We start from the raw sequence: 16,155 nt of genomic DNA, 5'->3' as shown, positions 1-16,155 counted from the left end.
CACCGCCGGGACCCGGTATCGCCGCTGTCGCCACCCCGACCAGCCACTCTGGACGTAGTGAGGTAGCCCGATTCGTTACGGGGCGCTACCGTCAGGGTCGGCCACGACGGCCACCACCATCGAGGGGACGCTTCCCTGACCGGGGGGCGCAAGCAGAGGAGCGGGTGAGTCCACCTTGACCGACACTCCTGGACTGGGTCAGGTTCACGCCACCCAGGATCAGCTGAACCAGATGGCGACGCGCTGCAACGACACCGGAGAGGGCCTCGCGCTGGGCATGGCACGGCTCATCGAGCGGGTGCAGGCCCTGGGCGGCAGCGGCATGCGCGGCTCGGCGAACAACGCGCTTCAGGACGTCTCCGTGCAGCTCAACGACGGCCTGAAGAAGATCATCTCGGCGCTCGACGAGCTGTCCGGCAAGATGACCAGCGCCGCCACCCAGTACGGCATGAACGACGAGGACGCCGCGACCGAGATCCGCCAGGCCGCCGCCGAGACCGGCGACGCCAGCGTGATGAGCATCCTGCGCGGCTGACGCCGCCGGTATCCGCCGCGGCCGCGTCGACCCTCCCGGGCGACCCGTGCCGCTGTGACCAGCGAAAGGTGACCCCCCAGTGAGCAGTCCCATCACCTACAACTTCGCCCAGATCTCCGACGTGGCCACCGCCATCGGCACCTACCAGGGCCAGATGGACGGCAGCCTCCAGGACCTCTACACCCAGTTCACCCAGCTCTTCGCGCAGGACTGGCAGGGGCCGGCGGGGCAGGCGTGCGACGAGGCCCGGCAGAAGTGGAACCAGGGCGCCACCGAGATCAAGGAGGCGCTGACCCGGGTCGGCGTGAAGCTCGGCGCGTCGGCCGAGCGGATGCAGCAGGTCGACCAGCAGATCGCCGCCGGTATGTGACCGTCCGGTCCGACGCCCTCCCGGCCGGAGGGCGTCGGACCGGCGGGGCGGCCGGGGCCGGGTCGGCCCGGTTAGGCTGCCCGGCGGAAGGGACCTCGGGGGAGGGACGATGGAGGAACGACCGAACTTCGGCGCGTTGACCGCCATGATCGGTGACCTCAAGAAGGCCTGGTCCGGAATGGACGACGTGCAGCGTCGGATGCTCCGGGTGACCGGCACCGCCTGGTCGGACGACCGCACCGTCAAGGCGGTCGTCGGCCCCCGGGGGCACCTGCTGGAGCTGGACATCGACCCGCGGGTGTTCCGCAACCCCAACTCCAAGGCGCTGGCCGCCACCATCGTGGCGACCGTGCGGCTCGCCGTGGAGGACGCCGCCGAGCAGTCCAAGGAGATCCTCGACGGCAGCATCGCCCCCGACCTGCGCCGGATGTCCCCCGGTGGGGCCCAGTTGGAGAAGCTGCTGCACAGCCACGACGCCGACGTGCGCCTGAAGGGGGACGACGATGAGTAGCTTCGTCGAGATCAGGACGAGCGTCGCCGACATCCTCGGCATCGCCAACCGGCTCCGGATCAACGGGCAGTCGATGTCCACCGCGATGGACGGCAAGCTCGGCGCGATCACCACGCTGGAGGCCGCGCCCGGGACGCTGCCGCGCGACGAGTTCACCGAGGAGTTCCTCAAGACGTACCACAAGTCGGTCGAGGTCTCCGGCGGTGGTGGGCAGCAGATGAACGAGGCGATCAAGGCCACCGTGCCCAAGCTCGGCGAGGCGATGGACAAGCTCGGCGCGTACGTGGCCGACGCCATGTGGAGCTACACCGGCACCGACGACGACAACGCCACCGACATCGACCGGGCCGGTGGCCGGCGCTGACCCGAGGCGGCCGGCCGGGGGACCCGACGGTGCCGGGGAGGACCCCGCGTGAGCGAGAGTGACCACGCCCTCGCCGAGATCCTGGAGTGGTTCTCCGACCTCGAAGCCGCCATCCCGGGCGTCCGCTCCACCGTCGGTGAGATCCTCATCGGCAAGATCCCCGAGTCGGACATCGACGCCGTCTATGAGCTTTCCGACGCCTGGGGTGCCGCGACGCAGGAACTCGCGGCCTTCTACGAGGAGGCGGTGCACGCCGCCGACGGCATCCTGACCAACTGGAGCGGCGACGGGGCCGCCGAGGTGTTCACCCGGGAATGGTTGTCCTACCTGGAGTCGCTCGCCGGCACGGTCGACACCCTCGCGTCCATGGAGGAGGCGGTACAGAGCTTCGGCCTCCAGGTCGAGCTGATGAAGTTCATGGCCCTGCTCGGCCTGATCATGCTCGCCGTCTCGCTGTTCATGCTGGTCGCCGCCGCCATCCCGTCGCTCGGCCTGTCCACCGCCGGCATCCCGGGGGCGTTCGCCGCCTGCCGGGCCGCGATCGGGGCCGCCGCCACCAACGCCGTACGGGCCATCGGCAGCATCTCCGTCCGCGCCGCCCTCGCCGAGGTGACCGCGCTGCTGACCCGTACCCTGCCGACCCTGGTGCGGACCCAACTGCCGAACCTGGTCCGCACCCAGGTCCCCCGGCTGGTCACCACCCAGCTGCCGCGCTTCGCGCGGACCCAGGTCCCCGCCTTCGTCCGGCAGACCCTGCCGACGGTGATCCGGCAGGGTGCCGGCACCCTGGCCCGCAACACCCTGCCGCGCAACGTCATCGCCCGGTCGGTCGCCGACCGGATGGCCGGTCAGTGGCTGCGCGGCGTCACCAACCGGGAACTGCTGCGTCAACTCGGCCGGGAGGCCGGGCTGGAATCCCGACGGCTGGCCGGGCGCAGCCTGCTCGCCGCCCGCAACCAGCTCGCCCGGGAGATCGAGGAACAGTTGCTGCGCAAGTTCGGTGCCCGGGTCGGCACCGACCTCGCCACCCGTGGCGGCGTACGCCTGGCCGGCACCGAGGCTTTCGAGCAGCTCAGCCGGGCCACCCTGAGCCAGTACGCGACCCGTGAGATCGCCACCACCACCTTCGGCCGGGAGCTGACGAGGTACCTGGGTCAGCGGGTGGCGTTCGGGGCGGGATTCATGGGCGGCGGCAACCTGCTGGGCCAGATGTACCAGATCGCCGGGGGCGAACGGGCCAGCCTCGACCTCGGTCAGCTCGGCGTCTCCACCGTCCAGGGTGGGCTGTTCGGGGCGTCCATGTTCGGCGGCATCCCCGGCCATGTCATCGGCGGTGGGGTCACCGGCGCCCTGGTGACCGGCGCGACCGACGCCGCGCAGGGGAAGTTCGACCTGCAGAACGCGCTGCACGGCGGCGCGGAGGGGGCCAAGGCCGGCGTCATCTTCGGTGCGCAGAACAAACTGGACACCGTCCGGGTCGGCGGTACGAACCTGCGGATCGGGCGCGACGTGATGGTGCTCCCCGAGGGGATGGCCGCCGTCGACCGGGCCGCCGGCCTGCGGGTCACCTACAGCGAACGGGGCGCGATCTGGGCCCACGTCGACGGCGACGGCCAACGGTTCGACGGCGGGGCCATCGCCGCCGACGGCACCGTGCTCGCCCGCGACGGCGTCCGGTCGCCCGACCCGACGGTGGTCGACGGCGACGGGCCCACCCCCGGCGGCCCGGGTGGCCCGCACCCGCCGCGACCCGAGCTGCCCCCGGCCGACCTGCCGCAACGCACCGACCTGGTGGGCGGCACCGGAGGCGGGGACGGCGGCGGCCCGCGCCAGCCCGCCCACCCGACACCGGTACGCAGCCCGGAGGGGGGAGTGCGACCTGCCGGGCCGCTCCGGCCGGCCGGTGAGTGGGCTGCCGGTGAGCAGACCACCCGGTCGGCGACTGCCGACACCCCGCCGCAGCGCAGCGGAAGTCCACCCGACGGCAGCCCCACCCGCCCCGACGCCGACCCGCCCCGCCGCGACCCTGACCCGGCCCGTCACGATCCTGATCTGGTCCGTCCCGTCCTTGAGCCGGCCCGTCACGATCCTGACCCGGCCCGTCACGACCCTGACCTGGTCCGCCGTGACCAGGTTGACGGCCCGCCCCCACCGTCCGTCCGCACCGAGTCGTCGCCGACCACAGGGGACGGTGGGCCGGCCAGCGGCGGGGGCCGGGTCGACCGGGCCGACTGGGAGCGGGTCGCGCCCGGCCGGGCCGGAGAGGACCTGGACAACTCGTGGCCGAGGAGAACCGGTGATGGCGATTCTGGTGGAGTTCGAACTGGTCCGGGAGGACAGTCGGGAGATCGAGTACAGGTTCGGCTACCCGGAGAAGAACCGTCGGCTGGTCATCCAGAAGGGGTCCCGGAAGGGGCCGGTCCTGGACGGGCCGGCGGACATGCGGTACCGGAAGGCGTACGGCAGGATCCTGCGGATGCAGGCCGAAGCGGCGAGCTGGCCGCCGGGGGGCAGCTACGCGGCGTAGCGCAGGGACACGTCCCGGTCGAGCTGGTGCCGGCCGGGTCGCACCCGATCGGGCCCTCGGTGCCGCTGCCCGAGGTGGTGCGGTCGACGTTCGACGGGCACGTCGGTCAGCTGCTGGCCGGCCGGGCCGCCGGGCCGGTGGACCAGCCGCACCGGGCGAGCTGGGACGAGTCGTCCCGGCTGCTCACCGTCGAGTACCCGGACGGGCTCCGCGTCGGGGTGGTGCTCCAGGTCAACTCGGCGCTACCACCCGGGCAACCGGTGGTGCTGCGGCCGGGAATGACGGTCGAGCACGGGCAGTGGGTGCAGCGGGACCCGGCCGGGGTCGTCCTGCCGGAGCACCTGCCGACCGACCCGGCCGCGCGGGCCGCCTTCGTCGACCGGCAACTCGGCGACGCCTGGCGCACCCTGCACCACGAGATCCACCAGGTGCTCGACCGTCCCGTCGAGCCCGGCCGGTCCGGCGTGCCGACGGAGGGCGTACCGGCTGACGGCGTGCCGACGGAGGGCGTGGCAGCGGACGGCGTACCGGAAGGGGGACGGGACGGGGCGACGCCGCCGGACGGGCCGGCGCGACCCGGACCGGCGCGGACGCCGCCGGAGCCGTCGCTCGCGGCGCTGGAGGCGCCGGTGCGACCCGACCCGCCGGTGCTGGACGCCGACGCGGTCGGTTTCCGGGACGCCGCCGCCCCCGCGCCGGCACCGCCGACGCCGCTGACCCCGGACACCGTGCGCGGCCTGCTCGCCGGCGACCCGGCGACCCCCGGGCAGCTGCGGGACTGGGCCCGGGAACACCTCGCGGTACGCCAGCAGGACGGCTCCTACCTGCCGCGCAGCCAGGCGGAGATCGACGCCGTGGTGGCCCGGCTGCGCGCGGAGACGACCGCGCTGGTCGCGCAGCGGACCCCGGCCGACCCGAACGCCGCACCACCCGCCGCCGTGCCGGATACCGCCACACCCCGGACCGTCGACGTGCCGTCGGACGGGCCGTCACGGGCCGGCGGCGAGCTGCCGATCAGCCAGGAACTCGCGCCGAGCGGCAACTTCCCCGCCCACCGCACCCGGACCGGCGCGGAACTACCCGAGCAGGTGCACGAGCTGGTGGGCAGGGCGAAGGAGCACCTGCTCGCCCGGTACCCGCAGGCGGCGGTCGCCGGCCGGCTCGCCGACCTCGACGCGGTGGCCGGGCAGGCCGACCGGTTGCAGGCAGCCGCCGACCGGGCCCGCGACGGCGGCCCGCTCGGTGACGTCGTGCGGGAGGTACGCGCGCTGAGCCGGGCGGTCGACGGGTACGCCGACCGCTACCGCGACTGGCGGGACTTCTCCCGGGGCGGGGAACACGCCGACCCGGGCTGGCGGGACCTGGACGGGGTGGACCCGCTCAACTCCGTCGAGATGGCGCACCGGGTGGTCAGCGTGGACCCGGTCACCCACCGGTTCCACGTCATCGACCAGGCGATCGCGGTGGCGAAGATCGGTGACGTGCTCGGGCCGGCGTTCGAGCGGCACGCGGCCGACACCTTCGAACGCGTCATCCCGAAGGACCCCGACTCCGCCCGTGCCCTGGTGCCGGCCGAGGCGTACACGCCCGCCCTCGAACAGTGGATCGCGCAGGGTGCGCGTGGTGGTTTCGACTCCCGGCACGGGCTGACCTTCGTCGCTGCGGAGGACGGCGGGCAGCCGCGACCGATCAGTGCCCTCGCCGCGACCGTGCTGCACGAGGGCATGCACCGCCTCCAACCGAACCCGGACCACATCGGGTCGCACCTGCTCGAAGCGGTGGCCGAGGGCCGGCTTCCGCGTACCGCGCGGGACGAAGTCCTGGTCAGCCTCCGCTTCGAGGGTGAGTTCCAGGCGTTCACCGTGCAGCAGCAGTTCCTGCGGGGGCTCGCCGGATTCCGTTCGGCCGACCATTCCGCAGACCCGCGCCTGCCGCGCTCCGACGGCTACCGGTCGCTGGCCGACCTCACCCCCCGGCAGCTCCAGGAGTACGTAACCAGCCGCTACGTCGCGCCCACCAGCCGGTCGGCACTCTCCCCGGACATGCTCCGGCGGCTCGCCGAGCTGCCGCCGGAGAGCTTCGTGGAACGAGCGCGGCAGGCGATCGAGGAGGCCACCCACCCCCTGGCGGAGCAGCGGCGACAGGGAACCCTCCACGGCCCGATGAGCCGTGATGTCGCCGAACGGTTCGGCCTCGACCTGGATGCCCTGGGCAGGGAACAGGCGGCGCGGGTGGAACCGCCCCTGCGTGACCGGGGTGGCTCTGCCCCGACCGTTCACCAGGACCCCGCCGCACCCCCGCCGCTCGCGGAGTGGGGTCCCGGGGGCCGGGCGGACCGTCCCGGGTTCCACCCGTCCGATCCGGCCCCGAACGGCCCCGGGGTGGGCTGCGGCGCATCGTCGACCGGGTCGCCGGTGTGTTCCGGTCGACGGAGGAACCTCCGCCGGCCCCGGAGGGGCAGGGCCGGCCCCGGGGCGACGATCCGCAGAGGGCTCCGGCCGGGTGGTCGGAACCGGTCGACCGGCAGCCTCCCGGTGAGCCGCGACCGTGGGCCTCCGACGGTTCCCGGTCGCACCGGGAGGCGACGGGGGAGGCCGGACCCGCCCGGGGTGGGCTGCGCCCGCCCGGCCCGGCGGTGGATGCCGCCACCCTGCTACGCGCCGAGGAACGACGGTACGCGCTGGAGGAGCTGCGTGCCGCGACGGACCCGATCGACCAGGCACGGCTGCGTGCGGAGCTGGACCGGTTCGACGCCGACCTCGCCCGGCGCGGGTATCCCGTCCACCAGTTGGAACCGGTCCCCGAGGCTCCCCAGCCGCAGGACTCTCCGCACGTCGACGGACGCGACCACTCCCGTCACGACGAGCTCTGGACCGACCGTCGGTGGCGGCAGGAGGACCGCCGACCGTCGCTGGACGAACTGCTCCCCTCCTCCGACGAGGAGGTGGCGGCCTGGTCGGACGTCGTCCGCGCGGAGGTCGCCGCCCAGTTGGACGGGCGTGAGTTCGCCGGCCTGCGGATTCGCGTCGACCTGGCCGACGAGTACAGCGTCGGTGTGCACCGGGACCAGGTGATCGTCCGGGCCGACATCGTCGATCCGGAACGTGGCAGCGTCGGGCGGGTCGTGCGGGTGTTCCAGCGCGACCACGACGGCAGTCTCTTCGTGGAGCACACCTCGCTGCGGCTCGCGGAGAGTGTGCAGGGTCGGGGCTTCGCCCGGGAGTGGAACGCCTACCTGGAGGACTGGTACCGGGAGTCGGGCGTGCAGCGGATCGAGGTGCACGCCGCCTCCACCGTCGGCGGGTACGCGTGGGCGCGCGACGGCTACGACTGGGCGCCGGACACCGGGCACCGGGCGAACGCCGTGCTGGACCGGCTCCGGGCCGAACTGCGCGAGGTGGACGCCGACATCGCGCTGGCCGGCCGCTCCACCGACGGCCCCGTCAACCCCGACCGGCTCCGGGCGCGTTACGGCACCACCGATCCGCAGCGGGTGCTCGCCGAGGCGTACCGGCAGCGGGAGGCGGGGCGGGAGATCCTGGACCGGGCGGCCCGGCACCCCTTCGGCAGCAGCCGGTATCCGACCCCGTTCGAGATCAGCCAGGCCGGCTGGGGGGAACACCACCAGGGGCGGGACGCCTCGTGGATCGGCAAGCGGGCCCTGCTCGGCGCGGACTGGAAGGGCGTCAAACCGGTCAGCGACACCGGCCCGCTGCACCCCCGCTCCGCGTACACCGTCGGGTTGCCCCGGGTGCCCGACCCGTCGGCGATCCACGGCCTGCTCAGCGGCGGCCATCCGCCGGTCACCGCGGCCCGCGTCCCCGACGCGCAGTTCCACGGGTACGGCCGGGACACCCCCGAGCCGGAGCTGGTACGGCAGCTCGGCGACGACGCCCTGCGGCAGACCATGGGCCGGTTGCCGGCCGACAGCCCGCTGCGGGACGTACGGCTGGAGTTGACCGCCGTGCCGGCGGACGCGCTGCCCGACGGCGCGGTGGCCCGGTCGGTGCCGGTCGACGTGGCCGGCCGGGACCTGCCGCACGGCACCGTCCCGCCGGACGGGGGAGGGTGGCGGATCGAACTGTCCGACCGGGCGGCGGACGTCACCGTGGCGCGGGCCGTCGCCCACGAGGCCGCCGAGCTGACCGCGATCAGCGAGCGGGCGGCCGGTGGGCTGGACCCGTTCGCCCCGGACGCGTTGACCCCCGGGGCGCTGGCCGACGGCGTCGGCCTGAGCCCGCACGACCTGGGCCGGCTGGCCGAGGCGGAGGTGCTGGCCGACCTGCTGCACGACCCGGCGCAGGCGGCGTACGCCCGCACCGAACTGCGGGCCCTGCGCGACCATCTCGGGCTGCACCCGGACGATCCGGGCCTGGCGACCCGGCTGCGGTTGCTCGACGGGCGGCTGAGCGACGCCGGCCGGGAGGCGCTCGTCGGCGCCGACCCGCCGGCCCGGACTCCGACGCTGCGGATGCTCGGCTTCGCCGAGGGGGTCGCCCCCGGCGGGACGGTGCACCGGGTGGCCGAGGCCCTCGGTGGGCGCGGCGACGAGCTGAGGATCCGGGTGCCGGGGGCACAGCCGTCCACGCCGGCCCCCGGGGTGCGGGTGTTCGGCGCCGATCCCGTCCCGGGCGTCACCGGGTCGCTGAGCCCGCTGCTGCGCCCCGACGGGCTGCCCGGCGACGTGGACGTGCTGGTCGGCCACGGGCAGACGGCGGGCATCGCGGACGTCCGGCGGGACGCCTATCCGGACGCCACGGTCGTGCAGCTCCTCGACCGGGTGCCGACCGACCCGGAACACCTGCGGGTGCTGTCCCGGGCGGACCTGGTGGTGGCCGTCGGCCCGGACGTGGCGGACGGGCTGCGGCAGGGGCTGACCGGGCTGGGCGGGCGGATGCCGGAGATCCGCGAGGTGACGCCGGGGTTCGTGCCCCGTCCGGTGCCGCCCGCCGGTGACGGCCCCGGCGCAGGCCCGAGGCTCCTGGTGTACGACGGCGACTCGGCCGCCCACCGCCAGGCCGCCCGGGTGGTGGCCGAGTTGCGGTCCCGGGGTCTGGACGGTGCCCGGCTGGTGGTGACCAGTGTGGAGTCCGACCCCGGCGTGCGGCAGGTGCTGAGCCGGGAGTTGAGCACGCTCGCCGGCACGTTCGTGGAGGTCCGTGCGCTGCCGACGGAGGCGGAAGCGGTCACCGCGACGTTCCACGCGGCGGACGTCGTGCTGGCGTCGTCCCGGGGCGGCTACGACCCCGGATTTGTCCTCGCCGCCGAGCACGGCGTCCCCGTCCTGGTCGACGGCGCGACCGGTGCCGGCCGGCTGCTCACCGACCCCGACCGGGTCCCGGCCGGCCTGGGTCGGGACTCCGTGGTCGACGAACCCCGGTCCGCCCCCACCGCCTGGGCGGACCGCGTCCAGGGGCTGACCGACCACGCCGTCGCCGGCCGCGAGCGCGCGCTGGAGCTGCGGCGGCACCTCACCGGACGGTTCGGACCGGAGGTGACCGCGCAGGTCGTGCACGACGGCCTGGCGGCGGCCGGGGTGCGGGGCGGCCGGGTCGCCGACGGCGACTGGTTCGGCGAACTCTCGCCGTACGAGGTGGTCCGTCGGAACCCGGCCCCGAGCGGGGAGACCGCCGGGCGGCTGCGGGTGATGACCACCTGCACCGAGTGGCACTCGAAGCTCGGCGGGGTGCCGACGGCCAACCGGGAGCTGACCGAGGCGTTCGCGGCGGCCGGGGCGCAGGTGCACGCGCGGGTGTCCGCGGTCGACCCTGACCAGCCGGAACTGGTCCGGGAACGCGTCGCCGACAACCTGGAGGTGACGGGCGTACGGCCGGTGTGGGGGGTGCTGGACGCCAAGGGCCTGCCCGACACGCGGGCGCTGCTGATGCTCTTCGAGAACCTGCCGCCCGAGGTGGACGTCGTGGTCGGCCACTCGCGGTTCAGCGGTGGCGTGGCCCGGCTGCTGGTGGAGCAGCTCTACCCCGGGGCCCGCTACGTCCACGTGCTGCACACCGCGCCGGAGGTGCTCGACGGTCTGCGGGGCAACCCGGGTGAGGGTCTCGGACACGCCGAGACGGAACGTCGCCTGATGGCCGGTGCCGACCTGGTGACCGGGTTGGGTCCGCTGCTCGGTCAGGAGGCGGCCCGGCTGGCCGGTGAGGGGACGGCCCACCCGCCCCGGACCCACGAGATCGTCTCGGACATGCCCCGCCTGCCGGGCGAGCCGGCCGTCCGGCCGGCCGACAAGGTGGGCTTCGACCTGGTCGTCCAGGGTCGCGCCACCGACCCGATCAAGGGCATCGACTTCGCCGCGAAGCTGATCCGTCACCTGCGTGCCGAGGGGGTCGACGTCCGGCTCACCGTGCGCGGTGCGCCCCCCGCCGACGTCGCGGCGCAGACCGAACGGCTCGCCCACCTCGCCGGGACCGAGATCCGGGTGCTGCCGTTCGTGAAACCGGGCAGCCCGGAGCTGATGACCGACCTGTACACCGCCGACCTGGTGCTGATGCCGTCGATCCACGAGGGCTTCGGCCTGGTGGCCAGTGAGGCCGCCCGGGCCGGGGTGCCCGTGCTGGTCGGCGAGGGCACCGGCGCGGGCCTGTTCTTCGGCGACCCGAGGTACGTGCCGGCAGCCCTGGGCGAGGCGGCCACGGTACGGGACGGGGTCACCGTCGCCGCGTGGCGGAGCGGACTCGCGGCGATCACCCGCCCGGACGGCACGGTCGACCCGGCGGACCAGCGGGCGCTGCTGGACCGGGTGGCCGACGAGCGGGTCCCGGTGTGGGCCGAGCACGTGCAGCGGCTCCTGGGCGAGCTGTCGACCCAGCGTGACCGGGCGCTCGACCTGCGCCGCTACCTCGACGTCAGGTATCCGCCGGGCAACGCGGCCCGGGAGCTGCTGGAGGTGTTGTCACGCCCGACGGAAGCCGGGTCCCACCCGGGGCCGGTGTCCCGTCCGGATGCCGGGTCCCGCCCGGACTCCGCCGGCACCGGGTCCGGGCACGACGGCGACGCCGACGCGCCGACGCCCGACGTGCCGTCTCCCGACGTCGACCGTCCGGCGTCGGGCCGCTAGCGTGGGGACGGAGCCGACCGGCCGACCGTGCAGGTGTCGACGAGGGAAGGGCGCAGCCTGATGACCGACGCTGATCCGGACCGGGACGCCGCCGCGCACCTGCTCTGCCAGTACGACCACGGGCCGGCCGGCGACGGGCCCGGCGTACGGCGGCCCATCGGGCTGGCCGAGGCGGCCGACCTGTGGCGGCGGGCCCTGGAGTCCGGCCGGGCGGCCGAGTCGACGGTGGACGCGCCGGAGGAGGGCGGCGACGTGATCGCCTTCTCGACCGCGCGGGCGCACGTGGTGGCGGCCCTGCTGGAGGAGTTCGCGGCCAGGGTCGAGCCCGGGAGGTCCACGCCGGCGGTGCGGGCCGACGATTCGCTGGCGGAGCTGGCGACGCGGCTCGCCCGGCACCTTGAGTCGGGCACCGGTTACTGAGGGGACGTGGCGATGAGCGACGACGACCTGACCGTCCCGGTCCCACCGGCCGACCCCACCCGGGAGCTGCTGATCTGGCCCGACTACCAGCGGGACGCCAGCGGTCGTACGACGGCGCGAAGGGTCGGGCTCGACGAGAAGGCCGCCCAGTGGCGGGCGACTGTCGACGCGGGACGCCCGACCGAGGAACGGCTCGGTCGGGCCGCCCCCGGGCTGGTGTCGATGTCGAGCGCCCGTGGCCTGGTCGTCGCGGCGATGCTGCGGGAACTGGCGGCCCGGGTCCGGCCCGGATTCAGCTGTGGCCCGGTCCGCTCCGACGGCTCGCTCAGCGTGCTGGCCCGCGAGCTGGCCGACGACCTGCGTCGCCGTACCGACCGATGACCCCGGCCGGTGGAGAACCCGACCGGCGGCAGCCGGAGGGCGCGTCGACGGGTTCCTGTTCGGTCGGGAACCCGCACGACGAGGGCGGCGTGGTGCTGCTGCCGGCGCTGCGTACCCGGGACGAGGCCGACATCTATCTCGACCTGCACCCCTGCCCGCGCTGCGGCTCGATGGAAACCGCCTGGCGGGACGGGCCCGTGACGGTGCGGTCGCGGCGGGCTCACCGGTACGCCGGCCGCTGCGCCGACTGCGACGAGAACCGGGAGTTCCTGTTCGAGGTTTCCGAGGATGGCGACGGACCGGCCCCGCCGGGGCCACGTCCGAGGACCCGGTTCGGTGGGGATGGACCCTCCCTGCTGCTCGACCCCGGCGAGTGGATGCTCGTCGCCGACTGGTGTGTCGAGGCATGGTCGTCGTCGGATGCCCGGGGCGACGACACGGGGGCGGCGGACTCACTGTGGACCGCGGTGGCCGCGATCGAGGAGGTGCGCAAGTTCCTCCCGGCCGACGGGGAGGCCGTACCCGAGTCGGCGTTCTGGTCGGTGCGGGGCCGTACGGTCTATCACCGGGAACCCGGCCGGTTCCGGCGTCGCCGGTTGCAGGTCCTGCTGGACCTCTACCTCAACCGGGTGCCCTGGGTGCCGTCGTGACCGGCGTGCCCGCCACCGGGCGCACCGGCCCGCCGATCGACCCCAGCCAGGTACGGAGGAGTGGATGGACACCCGACGGGTGATCGACATGCTCGAACGTGCCGTCTTCACCGGCGACGAACGGGTGAGGCGTACGTTCGGCGGGCCGGCCCTGCTGGGGCTGGAGACGGCCCAGATGGGCTACGAGGCGCGGCCGGCGGACTGGGCGGTGGCGCGGGAGAGCTGGGTCGACGAGGTGATCGAGGTGGTCGGCACGAACGGTGCCGTGACCACCACCTTCGGCCTGCTGTTCCCCCGTGCCGGCGAGGGCGTGGTGTTGAACTCGCCGGCCACGATGGCGGCGCTGGGCCGACGGGTAGGGGTGGACCTCGATCCGGTGGCGTACGCCGAACTGCTCGCCGTCCTCCACTCCGGCGCGACGCCCGACGGCCGGTTCGGGTACGCGTTCTCCGCGACCCCCGGGTTCCCGCCGGGCTGGCTGATCCGCGACCCGGACCACTTCCGCACCGCTTTTCTGGTGCCGTCGGCACCCCCGGTCGGGCCCCCGACGTTCGCCGGTCGGGCCGACGGAAGCTGGACGCTGCGCTTCTGGTCGCACGACTACCACCTGTTGGAGGCGCTGGCGGCGGCGGTCGACGTCCACGAGTGGGAGGTGACCGGTGACCCGGCCGGACCGGCGTCCTGGTCACGCCGGACGGTCGGCACCCGGCTGCCGCTCGCCTGAACGACGACGGCGGCGGTGACGCCGGCAGGACGCGGTGAACCCGGCAGGGCGCCGCGCGGGCCGACGCCTGGCGGGTCGGGTGGCAGAATGACGTGCGCCGACGGCCGGACGGGGAGGTTGCTGGTGGACACGGAGTGGACGACCGGGGCGCTCCAGCGGTACGTGCTGGCCCCCGACGAGGCCACCGGACAGGTGTGGGTAGGCCCGGAGTCGGTCACCGTGAAGACCGACCGGTTCCGTTACCGGGCCCGGCCGGCACAGTGGGCCGTCGTCGACGCGGACTGGCTGGCCGAGGCGGTCCGGGTGGTGGCGGCACGGCAACCCATGTTCGTCACCCATGGCCTGCTGCGCACCACGTCGGGCGGGACGCTGCACCTCAACCGGCCCGGGGTGATGGCCGAGCTGGGCCGCCGGGTGGGTGCCGGGCTGGAGCCGTCGGCGTACGCGGAGCTGCTGGGTGAGCTGTGCTCGGCATGGACGATCGACGGCTCGGTGGTGCGCCCCTTCTCGGTGACCGAGGGCACCCGCGCCGGCTGGTTGATCCGTGACCCCGACCATTTCACCCACGTGCTCGCGGTGCCGGACGCGCCTGCGGTGACGCCCCCGACGTTCGTGCCCGACCCGGACGGGGGCTGGACCCTGCGGTTCTTCTCGCACAACCACTACCTGTTGGAGATCCGCTCCGCGGTGGACGTGTACCGGTGGACGGTGACGGGTGGACCGGACCGGGCGGCGACCTGGGTCCGGGAGACGGTCGCCGAGCGGGTGGAGCGTCCGCTGCCGTGACCGGTCGGACCGCCGGAACCGGCCGGCCAGCAGAGACCAGCCCCGGCCCGTCGGGCCGGGCGGGCGGTCCGCCCGGCGGCGGACGGCATCCGGAGGTGACCCGATGGCGATGACCGACGACCCGGAGCGGCAGCGCCGGCTGCGCGACCTGGCCGACCTGCACGCCCGGTGGCAGGCCACGCACCAGGTGGACGACGCCGACTTCACCCCCGAGGGCGCCGACTCGGCGCAGCGTCGGCCGCCGTCGGCACAGGCGCAGCGCGAGTACATGCGCCAGGCCCGGGAGATCATGGGCCTCGACCCGGACACCGGCCACTACCGGGACACCGAGTGACCCTGCTGCCCGCCGTCCGGACCTGGACGGCACCCGCCGACGCCGGTCCGCACCCCCGCAGCAGGTTCGGCGGCCCGCAGCCGTCCGCCCTACTCGACCCCGGTGAGTGGCTGCTCGTCGCCGACTGGTGCGGGGAGGCGGCGGAGGTGGCCGAGCGGCAGGGCGACGACGCCGAGGCGGCGGACCTGCGGTGGACCGCCGTGGCCGCCCTGGAGGAGGTCCGTAAGTTCCTGCCTGAGACCGGCGACGCGGTGCCGGAGGCGGCCTTCTGGTCGACCCGGGGGCGGACGGTCTACCAGCGGGAGCCGGGGCGGTTCCGTCGTCGCCGGATCGAGGTGGTCCGCGACTTCCACCTCGACCACATGCCGTGGAGCCCGGCGTGACGCCGCTGGCCGCGCGCTCCACCCACGAGGCCCACCTCTACATGGACCTGCAACCGTGCGGCTGCGGGCAGGGGCGCTTCCCGCGCGCCTCCACCGTGCTCACCCTGCCCGACGGCGACCTGGCCCGCCGCTACACCGGCGCGTGCCAGGGGTGCGGCGCGGCCCGCGAGTTCCTGTTCCGGCTGCCCGCCGCGCCCGTCGGCGTCGAGGAGGGCTTCCGGTACGGCGGCCCGGAGCCGTCCCGGCTGATCGACGCCGGGGAGTGGCTGTGGGTGGCCGAGAACCACGCCCGGGCGGTGCCGGCCGGGGCGCGGACCCTGCCGGAGGCGGACCGTCGGCGGTGCCGGTCCCGGCTGACCGCCGCCGTCGCCGCGCTCGACGAGGTGGTGAAGTTCGTGCCGCCCGGCGGGGCCCGGGTGCCGTTCACGGCGGTCTGGACGGCGCTGGGCCGCACGGTCTACCAGCGGGAACCGGGCCGGTTCCGGGCCGGCCGGCTGGTCGCGGTGCGGTCGGCGTACGTGGGGGCGCTGCGCCGCCTGGGCTGAGCCGTCGGGGGTGGACGCGGTCAGTCGGCGGTGCCGCCCGACCGCTGCGCGGGGGTGGCGGCCCTGCCGGCCGGTGGGCTGGCCGACAGGTTCGCCACGCACGTCGGGGAGATGCTGGTCTGGTCCTGCACGATCCGGTCGTCGAACAGGATCGTGCAGTGCAACGTCGGGATCCCGCCGGCGTACGCCAACCGCTCGTCGACCCCCGGCCGGGCCTGCGGCGTCGCCGACACCCACACCCGTTCGACGTCGGGATGACGCAGCGTCACCGCGTGGGACCAGGCCCAGGTCAGGCTGGTGGCGGACTGTGCCTTCAGCGCGCTGTGCCCCCAGGTGACCGCCATCCCGAACAGCCCACCCCCGCCGCCGACCACCTCGACGGTGAGCGTGACCACGTACTCCACCGGGGCCGGTGCGGGGGCGGGCGACGGGCCGGCGGAACAACCGGCCACAGTGGCGGCCACAGCGGCCACAGCGGCGACACGTCGCATGGAACCTCCTGCGCAACGGCGGCGGACGGCGACCGGCCCGTAGCCTAGCGTGCGCCCGC

General features: G+C 74.8%; 15 protein-coding genes. 14 read left to right on the top strand and 1 reads right to left on the bottom strand.

Annotation, left to right across the window (positions count from 1 at the left end):
* Nucleotides 1-175: 175 nt before the first annotated feature.
* The 14 genes from J7462_RS14765 to J7462_RS14695 all read left to right on the top strand — a co-directional run bounded on the left by J7462_RS14765 (nucleotide 176) and on the right by J7462_RS14695 (nucleotide 15,605).
* Nucleotides 176-535 carry a WXG100 family type VII secretion target gene (locus J7462_RS14765; protein ID WP_244252578.1) on the top strand — a complete coding sequence of 120 codons (360 nt, stop codon included), beginning with the start codon at nucleotides 176-178 and terminating at the stop codon, nucleotides 533-535.
* 79 nt (nucleotides 536-614) lie between these two features.
* Complete coding sequence (locus J7462_RS14760) at nucleotides 615-905, top strand: WXG100 family type VII secretion target (RefSeq protein ID WP_088644222.1); 291 nt, start codon at nucleotides 615-617, stop codon at nucleotides 903-905.
* 109 nt (nucleotides 906-1,014) lie between these two features.
* Nucleotides 1,015-1,416 carry a YbaB/EbfC family nucleoid-associated protein gene (locus J7462_RS14755; RefSeq protein ID WP_219464573.1) on the top strand — a complete coding sequence of 134 codons (402 nt, stop codon included), beginning with the start codon at nucleotides 1,015-1,017 and terminating at the stop codon, nucleotides 1,414-1,416.
* Entirely contained in the window at nucleotides 1,409-1,780 is a 372-nt protein-coding gene (locus J7462_RS14750) for a hypothetical protein (protein WP_208568082.1), read from the top strand. The genes J7462_RS14755 and J7462_RS14750 overlap by 8 nt, the downstream gene beginning before the upstream one ends.
* Nucleotides 1,781-1,828: 48 nt before the next feature.
* Nucleotides 1,829-7,381, top strand: a complete 5,553-nt coding sequence (locus tag J7462_RS14745; protein ID WP_219464571.1) for a hypothetical protein — start codon at nucleotides 1,829-1,831, stop codon at nucleotides 7,379-7,381.
* An 833-nt stretch (nucleotides 7,382-8,214) separates the two neighbouring features.
* Complete coding sequence (locus tag J7462_RS33300; RefSeq protein WP_308291118.1) at nucleotides 8,215-11,382, top strand: glycosyltransferase; 3,168 nt, start codon at nucleotides 8,215-8,217, stop codon at nucleotides 11,380-11,382.
* 60 nt (nucleotides 11,383-11,442) lie between these two features.
* A complete protein-coding gene (locus J7462_RS14730; RefSeq protein ID WP_219464570.1) occupies nucleotides 11,443-11,802 on the top strand; it encodes a hypothetical protein in 360 nt (119 codons plus the stop codon).
* 12 nt (nucleotides 11,803-11,814) lie between these two features.
* The gene (locus tag J7462_RS14725; RefSeq protein WP_219464569.1) at nucleotides 11,815-12,183 is read left to right on the top strand and encodes a hypothetical protein; all 369 of its coding nucleotides are present in this window, start codon (nucleotides 11,815-11,817) and stop codon (nucleotides 12,181-12,183) included.
* 89 nt (nucleotides 12,184-12,272) lie between these two features.
* Complete coding sequence (locus J7462_RS14720) at nucleotides 12,273-12,833, top strand: hypothetical protein (protein WP_219464568.1); 561 nt, start codon at nucleotides 12,273-12,275, stop codon at nucleotides 12,831-12,833.
* Nucleotides 12,834-12,897: 64 nt separating this feature from the next.
* Nucleotides 12,898-13,557, top strand: coding sequence for a hypothetical protein (locus tag J7462_RS14715; RefSeq protein WP_219464567.1), 660 nt, complete (start codon nucleotides 12,898-12,900; stop codon nucleotides 13,555-13,557).
* A gap of 123 nt (nucleotides 13,558-13,680) precedes the next feature.
* Entirely contained in the window at nucleotides 13,681-14,343 is a 663-nt protein-coding gene (locus tag J7462_RS14710) for a hypothetical protein (RefSeq protein ID WP_219464566.1), read from the top strand.
* Nucleotides 14,344-14,446: 103 nt separating this feature from the next.
* The gene (locus J7462_RS14705) at nucleotides 14,447-14,677 is read left to right on the top strand and encodes a hypothetical protein (protein ID WP_145921565.1); all 231 of its coding nucleotides are present in this window, start codon (nucleotides 14,447-14,449) and stop codon (nucleotides 14,675-14,677) included.
* On the top strand, nucleotides 14,674-15,060 hold the full coding sequence (locus tag J7462_RS14700) for a hypothetical protein (RefSeq protein WP_219464565.1): 387 nt from the start codon (nucleotides 14,674-14,676) through the stop codon (nucleotides 15,058-15,060). The genes J7462_RS14705 and J7462_RS14700 overlap by 4 nt, the downstream gene beginning before the upstream one ends.
* Entirely contained in the window at nucleotides 15,057-15,605 is a 549-nt protein-coding gene (locus tag J7462_RS14695; RefSeq protein WP_308290909.1) for a hypothetical protein, read from the top strand. Before J7462_RS14700 ends, J7462_RS14695 begins: the two co-directional genes overlap by 4 nt.
* Before the next feature lie 20 nt (nucleotides 15,606-15,625).
* On the opposite strand, the gene J7462_RS14690 is transcribed toward J7462_RS14695, so the two are convergent.
* Nucleotides 15,626-16,096: a hypothetical protein gene (locus tag J7462_RS14690; RefSeq protein ID WP_219464564.1), complete on the bottom strand. Its 471-nt coding sequence runs from the start codon at nucleotides 16,094-16,096 to the stop codon at nucleotides 15,626-15,628.
* Nucleotides 16,097-16,155: the final 59 nt, after the last annotated feature.

It is taken from the genome of Micromonospora sp. RL09-050-HVF-A (genome assembly GCF_019374995.1).
Taxonomy (GTDB): Bacteria; Actinomycetota; Actinomycetes; order Mycobacteriales; family Micromonosporaceae; genus Micromonospora; species Micromonospora antibiotica.
This window is presented reverse-complemented; position numbering and strand designations above follow the sequence as displayed.

Bases quoted from the DNA above. Each gene is read 5' to 3' on its own strand.
- J7462_RS14755 (WP_219464573.1), top strand. From the start codon at position 1,015: ATGGAGGAACGACCGAACTTCGGCGCGTTGACCGCCATGATCGGTGAC.
- J7462_RS14725 (WP_219464569.1), top strand. From the start codon at position 11,815: ATGAGCGACGACGACCTGACCGTCCCGGTCCCACCGGCCGACCCCACC.
- J7462_RS33300 (WP_308291118.1), top strand. From the start codon at position 8,215: ATGGGCCGGTTGCCGGCCGACAGCCCGCTGCGGGACGTACGGCTGGAG.
- J7462_RS14690 (WP_219464564.1), bottom strand. From the start codon at position 16,096: ATGCGACGTGTCGCCGCTGTGGCCGCTGTGGCCGCCACTGTGGCCGGT.
- J7462_RS14715 (WP_219464567.1), top strand. From the start codon at position 12,898: ATGGACACCCGACGGGTGATCGACATGCTCGAACGTGCCGTCTTCACC.
- J7462_RS14730 (WP_219464570.1), top strand. From the start codon at position 11,443: ATGACCGACGCTGATCCGGACCGGGACGCCGCCGCGCACCTGCTCTGC.
- J7462_RS14705 (WP_145921565.1), top strand. From the start codon at position 14,447: ATGGCGATGACCGACGACCCGGAGCGGCAGCGCCGGCTGCGCGACCTG.
- J7462_RS14750 (WP_208568082.1), top strand. From the start codon at position 1,409: ATGAGTAGCTTCGTCGAGATCAGGACGAGCGTCGCCGACATCCTCGGC.